The 11,243-nt window shown below is 59.3% G+C and carries 9 protein-coding genes; 2 read left to right on the forward strand and 7 right to left on the reverse strand.

What is annotated here, in order from left to right; genetic code table 11:
* The coding region (locus A2J03_RS00015; protein WP_068367966.1) for an HpcH/HpaI aldolase/citrate lyase family protein at positions 1-666 on the forward strand (666 nt) is incomplete at its 5' end.
* 509 nt (positions 667-1,175) lie between these two features.
* On the opposite strand, the gene A2J03_RS00020 is transcribed toward A2J03_RS00015, so the two are convergent.
* The 3 genes from A2J03_RS00020 to A2J03_RS00030 are packed head-to-tail and all read right to left on the reverse strand — an operon-like array spanning position 1,176 to position 4,603.
* Positions 1,176-2,411 carry an acyl-CoA dehydrogenase family protein gene (locus A2J03_RS00020; protein ID WP_331712344.1) on the reverse strand — a complete coding sequence of 412 codons (1,236 nt, stop codon included), beginning with the start codon at positions 2,409-2,411 and terminating at the stop codon, positions 1,176-1,178.
* A gap of 48 nt (positions 2,412-2,459) precedes the next feature.
* Entirely contained in the window at positions 2,460-3,413 is a 954-nt protein-coding gene (locus tag A2J03_RS00025; RefSeq protein ID WP_068367969.1) for an alpha/beta hydrolase, read from the reverse strand.
* The gene (locus tag A2J03_RS00030) at positions 3,410-4,603 is read right to left on the reverse strand and encodes a CaiB/BaiF CoA transferase family protein (protein ID WP_068367977.1); all 1,194 of its coding nucleotides are present in this window, start codon (positions 4,601-4,603) and stop codon (positions 3,410-3,412) included. Before A2J03_RS00030 ends, A2J03_RS00025 begins: the two co-directional genes overlap by 4 nt.
* Before the next feature lie 789 nt (positions 4,604-5,392).
* On the opposite strand from A2J03_RS00030, the gene A2J03_RS00035 reads away from it, so the two are divergent.
* Positions 5,393-6,760 carry an MmgE/PrpD family protein gene (locus A2J03_RS00035; RefSeq protein WP_068367981.1) on the forward strand — a complete coding sequence of 456 codons (1,368 nt, stop codon included), beginning with the start codon at positions 5,393-5,395 and terminating at the stop codon, positions 6,758-6,760.
* Positions 6,761-6,843: 83 nt separating this feature from the next.
* Here A2J03_RS00035 and A2J03_RS00040 read toward each other — a convergent pair whose 3' ends face one another.
* From A2J03_RS00040 to A2J03_RS00055, 4 genes are all read right to left on the reverse strand, one after another.
* On the reverse strand, positions 6,844-7,665 hold the full coding sequence (locus A2J03_RS00040) for an IclR family transcriptional regulator (RefSeq protein WP_082897483.1): 822 nt from the start codon (positions 7,663-7,665) through the stop codon (positions 6,844-6,846).
* Between the two features lie 305 nt (positions 7,666-7,970).
* On the reverse strand, positions 7,971-8,618 hold the full coding sequence (locus A2J03_RS00045; protein WP_068367983.1) for a response regulator: 648 nt from the start codon (positions 8,616-8,618) through the stop codon (positions 7,971-7,973).
* Positions 8,615-10,174 carry an ATP-binding protein gene (locus tag A2J03_RS00050; RefSeq protein WP_068367985.1) on the reverse strand — a complete coding sequence of 520 codons (1,560 nt, stop codon included), beginning with the start codon at positions 10,172-10,174 and terminating at the stop codon, positions 8,615-8,617. The genes A2J03_RS00045 and A2J03_RS00050 overlap by 4 nt, the downstream gene beginning before the upstream one ends.
* Positions 10,164-10,796, reverse strand: coding sequence for a TetR/AcrR family transcriptional regulator (locus A2J03_RS00055; protein ID WP_068367987.1), 633 nt, complete (start codon positions 10,794-10,796; stop codon positions 10,164-10,166). Before A2J03_RS00055 ends, A2J03_RS00050 begins: the two co-directional genes overlap by 11 nt.
* Between the last annotated feature and the right edge of the window lie 447 nt (positions 10,797-11,243).

Consider the following 11,243-nt stretch of genomic DNA (forward strand, 5'->3'; position numbering starts at 1 on the left):
ATCGACTGCATCATGCTTCCCAAGGTTGAGAAGCTTGCGCACATTCACTGGCTCGATGTCCTGCTCGGGCAGCTCGAAAAAGACTTGGATTTGCCCGAGGGCAAAATAGGAATCGAAGTACAGATCGAGGGTCCGTCAGGACTGAGTATCGTCGACGATATCGCGGCGTCCACTCCGAGAGTGGAGACCTTGATTTTTGGCCCCGGAGACTTCATGGCGGCGATGCAGATCCCGACTCTGGTGATCGGGGAGAACAGCTTTGGCGGACACAGCCCCATCGATTCGGTTTTTATGACACTTGCTGTCACGGCGCGCAAATACGGCGTACAGGTTATCGACGGGCCGTATGCAGTCATCGGCGATCTCGACGGCTTCAACCGTGCTGCAGTACATGCCGCCGCGTTTGGCTTTGATGGAAAATGGGTTCTGCATCCCACACAGGTCGATGCCGCTAACTCGGTGTTCTCGCCCGTACAGGAAGCCTACGACAAAGCCGAGTCCATCCTCGACGCATACGACTTCCACCGCTCGGCTGATGGAGGCGCGAGAGGTGCTGCCATGCTCAATGGCGAAATGATCGACGAAGCCAGCCGCAAATTGGCCCTCGTCACTGCAAAGAAGGGCCGACGAGCGGGTTTGACTCGGTCCACCGACCATTTGCAGTAGCCGATGGCCACACAGATCCACCGACTCGACACGGCCCTCCCGCCGGCCGAACCGTGCTCGATGCGCTCGGTATTGCGCGTGGCGAGGCTGAACTCTGACTGGAAACCCTGAACGGGCGCAGAGCATGAACAGGAATAAGTCAATTGGATCCTAAGAAATGGTAGGACCCCTGCGGTGACGAGCGAAGCGATGGTCGTACCACCTCCGTGTAAGCCAAAGCCGGACAACTTCGACCGACGCTCGATACCGAAACCGTAGCCCAGGATTCTCGCAGCAGTTCCGCCTCCACGCCAAACCGTTTGCCTTTGCTCGTCCCCTCCGCATATTGGGCGGTGTACCCAGCCTGGACCCAGCGCCCCGAACGTGAGACCGACTCGAACCGAATTCTGCAATTGCTGGTCTCGGCGGGGCTTGCGTTCTAGACGTGAGCTCGGTGGGTGGTTCGCTGACGCGGGCACCACCCACCGAGAGCTGGATTGCTTGTATCTTCGGTTCTACAAGCGCGCCGATCAGCTTGCTGGTCTTGGAAGAATACGATCGCTGATGATTTTCTGCTGAATCTGGCTGGTGCCCTCGAATATCGTGGTCAGTCGGGCATCTCGCCAGTACCGTTCGATCGCGTATTCGCGGGTGTAGCCGTTTCCACCATGCAGCTGCAGCGCCTGTCCCGTGACCTCGACGGCCATCTCGGTTGCCAGCAGTTTTGTCATCGCGGCTTCCTTCTCACAGGGCACCCCGTTGTCCATCAGGTTGGCGACGTATTGGTAAAAGGTTCTAGCCTGTGCCACCTTGGCGGCCATGTCGGCCACGGTAAAGCGTAGGGCTTGAAAGTTCCCCAGTGGAGACCCGAATTGCACACGCGTTTGCAGGTATTCGACCGAGTCTTCGAGTGCTGCCCGGGCGAGGCCGACTGCACGAGCTGCGGTTTGTACCCTGGCCACGTTCAGACCGTTAGACACGGCCTTGAAGCCCTGGCCCTCCGCTCCTGAAAATCCGAAAGGTTCAACCAAGTCGTCCGCCGAGGCGAGAACATCATCGAAGGTGAGGTTCCAACTGACAATTCCGTGGTAGCCGATCTTGTCGATCGGCTCTCCTGAGACACCGTCGGGAAAGCTGTTGCGTGCCTTGGCCAATGCGAAGGTGCGAATCGGACCCAGCTCGTCCGACTCGTCCACAATGCGGCACAGGACGAGGATGAAATCTCCCTCGAACGCATTTCCGCACCAACGCTTCCGGCCAGTGATGCGGTAGCCGTCGCCGGATTTACGAGCGATGGTCTGGATCGAGCCCAGGTCAGATCCTGAATCCGGCTCAGAAAACGCCGCGGCCCCAATCCATTCACCACGTGCACTGCGACGCGTGAGTTCATCGCGGCGCTCAGGGTTCTCGAATCGTGTGCCGAGTCCCTGGGCGCGGGCAATGATGGAGGCAACGCTCATCCACGATCGGGAGAGTTCCTCCGAAATGAGGGAATATTCGAAAACCCCCAGGCCCAGCCCGCCGTATTCGGAGGGCACCGTTATTCCGAAATATCCCAACTCGGCCAATCGGCCCATCAACTCGCTTGGGATGGCGCTTTCGGTCCGGTCGAACTTATTGGCGGTGGGGAGTACTTCGGCGCGACTGAATTCTCGGACATCCGAGAGCAGTGCTGACCGTGCGGGCGTCAGCCACGGGGTTTGCAACTCCGGTGGCTGAGCGGCCAGCAAGACGTCTTGGTTGGTGTTTCGGTTCTCCAGTAGCAATGTTCGATCTTTCTTCGGTGTGCGGACAAAGTATGGGAATCAAGAGTTCTAGTAACCTCGAGTCGACGGTGGGATGCGACTGGAGTCCTCGTTGTGATCCAAGATTCGGATGATGAACTCGTTGATATATCGAAGGGCCCGCTTGGATTCGGGAATCTTTGATGCAAAGAACGGGAAGATATGAATCATTTCCGGCCATATATCGAGATCGACAAGGCCGCCAACATCTTTGATCTTACGGGCCAATCGCAAAGAGTCGTCCAGAAGGAGCTCGGCGGTTCCACACTGAATCAACACCGGCGGCAGCGAGTGGAGGTCTGCGTACAACGGGGAGGCCAAGGGCTCGGTTAGATCGCCGTCCTCGCCGAGGTAGCGGACACCGTAGGCGTGACTACCTTCCGGTGTAACAATTGGGTCCGCGTATGCTTTTTCTTCGACTGTCCTTCCGGTATGAGCCAGGTCGGCGAGGGGGGAGATGCACACTGCGCCGGCAGGCAAGGAATCCCTGGCCTCTCGCAGGGCCACCATCGTCGCCAACGTCAGTCCTCCGCCTGCCGAATCACCTGCTATGACGATCCGATCTGCCTGTGTACCGCTGGCGAGGAGCCAGCGGTACGCAGTGACCGCGTCATCAAGCGCGGCGGGGAATTGGTGTTCGGGCGCCAGTCGGTAGCCCACCGACAGCACCGCTGAACCGGATCCGTCGGAAATCTTGGCGCAGAAATCCCGGTATGCGGCGATGGAGCCGATGGAGTAGCCACCGCCGTGCAGGTAGAGCACTACCCGCGCATGATCGCATCCTGGTGTGCGAGCCCATTCGACCTCGACACCGTTCGCGCTATCGGCCTCGAATTCGACCGGTGGGGGGTCGTAGAACGACTCCGCGAATTTCTCGAAATTGGCACGCAGTTCGGGAACAGTGGTGGTGTCGGCTCGGAACGGGCTCTGCCGTAGTCGTCCTACCAGGTCTGTGAACTCGGGACTTACGTCGTACGAGGTCATCTGACGGCTGCCTGCACGGGTGCGCTTCGGATTTCGGCTCGCAGGGCGTCGCCATGTTCGTCGAGTTGCGGTGCCCGGGCACCGACCGTTGTCTTGGTTCGACTGAACTTGATGGGCTGGCCGGCGACGATCGCCTTTTGGTCGGATCCTGGGTTTTCTATCTCGACGAGCATATTTCGGGCCCACGCATGGGGGTCGTCGAAAATGTCTCGAATGTCGTTGACGGGTCCGAACGGTACCTTGCCTCCCAACTTTTCACTGACCTCGGCGCGAGTGAGGCTGCGCGACCAGTCATCAAGCAAGCGGCGAATTTCAGCGCGGTGTTCGACGCGAACACTCTCGTTCCGGAATCGTGCGTCGGTGATCAGCTCCGAACGATTCATGATGCGGCATAGGGCTTCCCATCGCAATTGTGTCGTGGCAGCTATAGCGATCCATCCGTCCTTGACTTCGAGTACGTCGAATGGGGTCAGGATTGGGTGGGTATTGCCGATCGGCTTGGGAACCTGACCGGTGTAGGAGTACTGGTAGACCATGCGTTCGCAGAGCGAAAGTATCGAATCGAACATCGATACATCGATCTGTTGTCCCTGACCGGTCTTCTGTACTTCCCACAATGCGGCAAGAACACCAATCGTCAGCATCGTTCCGGGAAATATGTCGCCGATTCCTGGTCCGATCTTCACTGGCTTGCCATCTTCGGTTCCCGTGATGCTCAACGCCCCGGCCATTGCCTGGATCGTGATATCCATCGCGGGCCAGTCTATGTAAGGACTTTTGCCGGACCACTCTGCGCCGTATCCGGTGAGCGAGCCGTAGACGAGTTTGGGATTGACCCGGCGGAGTTCTTCGTAAGAAATGTTGAGCCTCTCGACCACGCCAGGGCCGAAGTTTTCGACGACTACGTCGGCGGTGCGAACCAAGTCGAGCAGTTCGGCGTGACCGTGGGGTGTTTTCAGATCGACCGCAATGCTGCGCTTGCCGCGGTTGATGCTCTGGAAATATCCGCCCAGGGTCTGCTGGCCGTCCGTACTGGGCGGGTACGGGCCTACTCTGCGCGTGACCTCCCCGCCCGGGGGTTCGACCTTGATGATGTCGGCACCCAGATCGGCGAGGATCATGGTTCCATACGGTCCTGCGAGTGCGGCGGTCAAGTCGATGACGCGTATACCCGAAAGTGGGCCGGTCATAATTGTCTCCTTCGTTGAGCTGATCTGCTCGTGCGGGTCCGATGTGGGTCCTCGGCAGTCCAGGAGCAGCCCGTGTTCGAGCGGTGGAAGGTTCTTTGCTGCACGCGTGTGCGTGCGCCAGGGCCGTGAGTTTGCGCGAAGCGTGTCTTTGACTCAATTCAAGACCTATGGTCCACGTCACAAAACCGTCTGTCGACGTGATTGCTCCGCGACATTCGTCGCGATGTCGGAAGGCGGATTGGATCAGAGCTCTGCAGTCACGCATTTGACGTGGGTGTGGTTCTTGCAGTGCTTCGGCCCTTCTTCGCACCCGTGTCTGCTCTGCTCGAATCCACCAACTGCCATGACACGTCTGTTGGGTCCAGGCAGCTAACCGGCGTCAACGGGCTAATTGTCCGCTCGTCCGAGAGTGACGGCTCCTGTGGAAACTGAAGCCGAGGTGTGATCCGAATTTCGCGATCAAGAGGCGCCGGTGAATTCCATATTGACAGGCGGCACGTCGTGCCGTAGGTGCGCGATCATTTTCCCATGGGTGGTTCTGGAGTTGGCAAGTGCTGGAAAGTGGGCTTAGACAGGCAATAGATCGCAACTTACCTGCGGCCTGCCTGGTTTCAGCGAATTTCGCTAGCTATAGGGGGCGGTGCCGCGTCCTGGCTGCGAGTGCCTGGACTCGTAGATTGTGTGCCAGAACGCCTCACCTGGGCTACTCTCTGAAACAGCATGCCATTCAAAGGCACGCACTTCTACTGGACTGGGTTGGCCGCCATAGGCTCGAACAGGAGGCTCATCATGTTGCTGACGAGGGATGCGCAAGCGAATGTGTCCGAAGCGGTGCTCGCAAAACAATCAGCGCAATTGGTCTTCGAGCAAATCCCATCGGATGTCGTGGACACGGCTGTCGACTGCTTCATCGATACGCTGGGGGCATCTATCGCTAGCGGGTCGGAGGGAGTTGTACACATAGCAGAGCAGATCACCGGTGACGCTGGAATCTGTTCGCGCCTCAGCGATGGTGCAGAGGTGAGCGCTCGTTCGGCTGCACTGGCCAACGGGATATCGGCTCATGTTCTCGATTTCGACGATTGGCTGGCTGCGTCCGGGGTTCATCCTTCAGCGCCTCTGCTGCCCGCCGTTCTGGCCGCAGCACAAGCCCGCGGACCGTTCACACTTGGTTCGCACGCGTTGCTCACTGCGTTCGTTGCTGGATTCGAGAGCCAGGCTCGGATCGGTGCTGCAATGGCACCCCAGCACTATGCGTCTGGATTTCATCCCACTGCGACGGTAGGTGTGTTCGGGGCGGCCACGGGGGTGAGCCGTCTGCTTTGCGCAGACGAGAACGGCATCCAGCGCGCCTGGGGTCTGTCCGCAGCGCAGGCCGCAGGACTGCGGGCGGAGTTCGGGACAATGGGGAAATCTTTTCAAGTCGGACGGGCCGCCGAGGCAGGGCTCTTGTCTGCGCAGTTTGCAGCCGCGGGCGCTACAGCCCCGATGGATGCGATCTTCGGCCCTCGTGGATTGGCGGCAACCTACGGACATGGGGCGGATATCGACACGGCCACAGTTCCTTTCGACCAACGGTGGTACCTGCGTGAAACGCTGTTCAAGCGTCACGCGGCGTGCTTCGGTACTCATGCGGCAGTCGACGTCTTGCTTTCCTTACGTGACGAGCTTGCGGTGGATCAGGTGAGCGAGATCGAATTGACGGTCCCGGAATTGGTGCGAACCGTGTGCGCCATTCCCACGCCCACGACTCCCCTGGAAGGGAAGTTCAGCTTGGCGTTCACCGCCGCATTGGCCCTCGTTCGCGGATCTTGCGGTATCAACGACTTCTCTGTCGAGTCGGTGAACGACCCCGAGCTGGCAATGATGACACAGCGTGTACGTCTTGTGTACGACGAGACCTTGCGTCCCCAGCAAACGCACGTTCGTGTCGTCTTGCATGGAGGCGATGTACTGAGCCGGTCGGCGGACTCATCCGTGCCCGCGTTACCCGAGGAACGACGTGCGCATGTCAGAGAGAAGTTTCAGGCTCTGGTTACACCAGTCCTGGGTGTTGAGGGCGCTTCGATGCTTCTCGGTGCGGTTCAGGGACTGCAGGTCGGCAACGATTTGTCTGATCTTTTCCGTGCTCTCAAAGCGAAGCGCGCCATCGAATAGCTTGTCGTACAGTCAGGTTGAAATAAACTGAAGCTTCTCGACGAGTGCCCCACATGCACTATCGAGGCAGTTCGACGATGTAGTCATTCGAGAAGTTCGGCGCCGATGGCTTGTGCGGTTTCTCGAACCCAGGTGCCCCATTCGGAGACTCTGGCAGGGTCGAACCGAATATCAGGCATGCTGATGGAAACAGCCGCGACCGGCCGCCCGCCCGGCCCGTCGACTGCAGCGCTGACTGCGCACACGTTCGCACGGTTCTCCGAGATGTTCACCGCGTAGCCACGCTCTCGAATCTCGAAGATCTGGTGGAGGAGTTGCTGGGGGTCGACGATGCTGTTCGGCATGGGCTTCGACAACGGGCGGGAAAGTATGGCCTCGACCTTTTCGGTGGGGAGGACCGCCAGCCATGCTTTCCCACTCGCGCTGGTATGGAAGGGCGTGCCTGTGCCGATCGGGTTGTAAGTACGGACTGGGTGTACCGAATCCACCCGTTCGATGAGGACCATTCGGGAGTCCCCGTCAGGAACTGAGAAGTGGATGGTCTCGCCGGTACGCGACCCGAGTGCGGCCAGGTGCGGTGCCGCTGCGTCGCGCAAGCTTCGAGCAGGCGAGCTGGCGCGTGCTAGCGCGAGCAATCGCGGGCTCAGTTGCCAGCGAGTGATGGGTTCGTCCGAGGTGTCAGCCCATCCCTCCTGTTGCAGAGTTCGTAACAAGCGTTGCACGGTCGACTTGGGCAGGCCGAGTTCGCGAGACAACTCGCCGACCCCGATAGGCTGGTTCTGCGTAGCTATCGCTTCGACGATCCGAAGGCCTCGGATCAGGGTCTGAGTGCCCGCCTTCGTGCTCGCCGTTGTGGAAGGGTCGAGGGTGAGCGGCGAACTCGACGTTATGCTTGCGCTTTTCAAACCTGCTCCCGATCGTAGTTGGGTTCGATTTGTTGTGAACCGTTCTGTAACCCGCCTGGTTCACTCTACGGCACGGACGCAGTGGTCAACTGGTCTCGGGTCGTAGGCTGCGCGTTAGCGTGAAGGCTCTGGAGCGCCTCGTCCGGCGAACTCCCAGAGGGCGTGTGCTTCACCGAGGAGCTTGCGGCACGTGACACCTGTTGACGCACGACCGGCGCTTTCCCTGGGGTCAGAGCGTGGTCAGAGTTGCAACAATCGTTGTGCGACATTTGCATCCGGCCTCCCCAGGTCTCGACTCCACTGCGTCAGGGCACCTGCGCGAGGCCTTCCCGGATTGCCCACAGCGCAGCTTGGATGCGGGACGAGACACTGAGTTTGCTGATGATGTGGCTGACGTGAGTTCGTGCGGTTCGTTCGCTGATGAACAGGGTGTCCGCGATCTCTTGATTCGAGCAACCTTTGGCAACCAGCACTAGCACTTCTCGTTCACGGACCGAGAGCACGACTCCGTGGCCGATACGCATAGATCGCGCCAATACGTGTGCGACAGCTGGATCAAGATGAACCTGATCCAGCTGAGCAGATCGGATGGCTGCGGTTATTTCGGACGGATCCGAGTTCTTCAGAAGGTACCCGGTGGCACCAGCCTGCAAAGCGGCGTGGACGCGTTCGGTCTCGGAATAGCTCGACAGTACAACGATTTTGAGATCAGGAAACTCTGAGTGAAGTGAAGTAATGGCTTCAACCCCGTCCAGGACGGGCATCATCAGGTCCATCAGTACGACATCGGGGAGAGAATGATCCGTGGCCCGGGCACGAAGTTGTGCCACCGCCTGCTCACCGTTCTCGGCCTCGCCGATGACGGCGACGTCCTCCTGTGTCTCCAGAAACGCGAGTAGCCCGTGCCTGACGAGAGCGTGGTCGTCGACTATGAAGACAGTGGTCTCTGTCATTGTTCTCGTCCGGATTCGTCAGAGCTAGCCATGTGTGTCGGTGTCGTGAGCGGAACTATGCAGCAGACGGTCGTGCCGTGCTCGGGATCGGCGGCGGGCTTGGATCGGACCGATAGGTGACCCCCGTGCGCTTTGAGCCGTTCGTTCATCGACACCAGTCCGAAGGACTGGTGTCCACTTTGGCCCTCGGCAATGCCGCTTCCATTGTCGGTGATCGACAGACATACGCTAGGCCCGTTCTGACGCGGCGCGAGTATGATCCGAACAGTGGCAAGGGTCGCGTGTGCATGTTTCACGACATTGTGAACGGCTTCGCCGACGACCATGAAGAGGTCTTCCTCCAGGGCCTCGCCGAACTGGTGGAACTCGTCGTTGCTCTCGACTACGAGCTCGATCCCCTCACGTGCTGCGATGGCTGCGAGATGTTTACGGATGGAGGGAATCAGGCCTTCCTCGCCCAGCGGGGCACGTCGACGATGCATGATCAAAGCACGCATCTCGGCCTGAGCTCCGCATACCAGCTCATGAAGTTGTCGTAGTTGTTCGACTACGTCGACGGACTCGCCGGACTCGACTCCGAGCTCGAGCGCTTTGGTTCGCAAGGATAGCGAGAACAAGGCTTGGGTGACCGAATCGTGCATGTCTCTGGCCAACTTTCGGCGTTCTTCCCTTGCCGCTTGAATCTCGAGTTTCGCGAACATGTGCGCGTTCGCCACTGCGATCGCAGCTTGGTCTGCCATTGCAACCATGAAGCGAATGTCGTCGAGTCCAGGATCGTGGTGTTCGGTAAAGAACCCGGCAACCGCACCAATTGCTTTCTCCCTGACAATCAGAGGGACGACAACGTACGTCTCCCAGTTGCCGGCCCGGGCGATCTCTTGCACCGGTGCCCACCGTGGGTCGGTCAAGACTTGTTCACGCCATTCGCGGGCAACAACGACTCGGCATTCGTCGATAGCGGAGACAGTGATCAGTGGCGCACCGAGACGCCGACAGGCCTCGATACGTTCGGGGTAGTCATCGGGGAGACCCGCTTTGCCGACGTGGTTCAGCGCTCCGCTGACCTCGTCGACCAGCACGACCGCGCAGGTCGCTAGGTCGACCGTGTCGCGTACCTCGACGGCGAGCTTGTCCAGAACGACGTCGAGACGATCCTCGTAGGCCACGGCGGAGGCGGTGCGAGTGAACGCCGCCAACTTACGACGGTCTTTAACTGCACGATCGGCATAACAGAATCGCACTGCCCACCTTATTCGACCAGTCGCAGTGGGTGCCCGGCGAATCTCGAACTCCACCTCTGAAGTGCCGATCCACGCCGATCCCTCGTTGCTGCGACCTGCTTGCGGAGAATTGCCGCTCCCGAGAAAAACCGAACTGCTTCCCAAAAGTGTGGTTTCATCGTGTCCGAGTATCGAGCACCCAGCGGGATTGACCGACAGGTACCGTCCATCGTCATCGACGACTGCCAACCCTTCGTCGCTCAGTTCGACGAGTACACCGTTGGCGTTGTCTTGGTAGTCGGATGCGCGCCTGTTCTGCATCGCTTCATCGTCCATCGGGGTCACCGAGAAGCGCGAGCTGTCTGGCCAAGCTGTTAAGGCCGCGCGAAAAGTCGACTCGATCTTCGTCGAGTAGCCATCTGTAAGCCAGGCCTCGGAGAGCGTTGACCGCCAATTCCGTGATCTCTTCCGGATCCACGTCGTCTCGGAGGCGGCCGTTCCGCTGGCCCTGGGCGACTTGTTCGGTCAGGGCGGATATGTAATCGGCATGCAAATCTGCAACAAAACCGTGAAGTTCAGGGATGGGCTTTAGGCCCTCGAAGAGCAACGCGTAAAAACCTCGGATCGACTGAGTCGAGTTGGCGGCATCCTTACCTATTTCGTCCACGACGGTCAGCAGGGCATCGATCCCAGTGTTGTGGGCAAGAGTGTCGGTGAGCCGTCCATGCCCGAACCGCTCACTGAGTTTGGTGATGAGCGCCTCCACCAGGGCCGATTTGCTGCCGAACCGCCGACTGACCATGCCGTGGCTGTAACCGGCTCGCTTACCTATTTCGGCCAAAGTCGTACGGTCGTAGCCCACTTCCGCAATCAGCTCTGCTGTCGCTTGAAGTAGGCGGCGAGTCGACAAGTTCGAGCGTTCCGCTTGCTTGCTCTCGGTGCGTTCGAGACTTGTCACCGGGTAGCCCTTCTGTGAGTTGGTTGTTGACTATCAACCTTAACTCGGGCAGACCCGCGTGTTGGTTGTTTCGGTATGTCTTGGATCGCCGAGGTGTGTAACCGACGCTGGCTCGGCGCAACGGTCGACGACGAAGGCAGAACCGTCCCGGGTTTGATGCCGCTTCGTTCTTCGTGAAGGATGAAGCGCATGTCGAAGCGCTACCCGGCCGAGCAACGTGAGCGTGAGGTAAAGATGGCCTCGACCACCTCCACGAATACAACTCGGGGAGATGCGGCAGCTTGGCTCAACCCTGGGTAGTTTTGTGCACGCAGTTGTTCACGAATCGAACCCTCTGGGGCGGCAGGGGGATATCGCCCGCTTGCGTAGGACGAACTTCCTCGTGACGAAAGTCGATGCCAAAGGAGCTCTCAATCGCGCGTGCTTCCTCAAGTCTCGGTTCAGACG

Source organism: Rhodococcus sp. EPR-157 (genome assembly GCF_001647195.1).
GTDB lineage: Bacteria > Actinomycetota > Actinomycetes > Mycobacteriales > Mycobacteriaceae > Rhodococcoides.

Excerpts from the sequence above, each read along its gene's own strand:
- A2J03_RS00035 (WP_068367981.1), top strand. The coding sequence starts at position 5,393 with ATGTTGCTGACGAGGGATGCGCAAGCGAATGTGTCCGAAGCGGTGCTC.
- A2J03_RS00050 (WP_068367985.1), bottom strand. The coding sequence starts at position 10,174 with ATGGACGATGAAGCGATGCAGAACAGGCGCGCATCCGACTACCAAGAC.
- A2J03_RS00025 (WP_068367969.1), bottom strand. The coding sequence starts at position 3,413 with ATGACCTCGTACGACGTAAGTCCCGAGTTCACAGACCTGGTAGGACGA.
- A2J03_RS00045 (WP_068367983.1), bottom strand. The coding sequence starts at position 8,618 with ATGACAGAGACCACTGTCTTCATAGTCGACGACCACGCTCTCGTCAGG.
- A2J03_RS00030 (WP_068367977.1), bottom strand. The coding sequence starts at position 4,603 with ATGACCGGCCCACTTTCGGGTATACGCGTCATCGACTTGACCGCCGCA.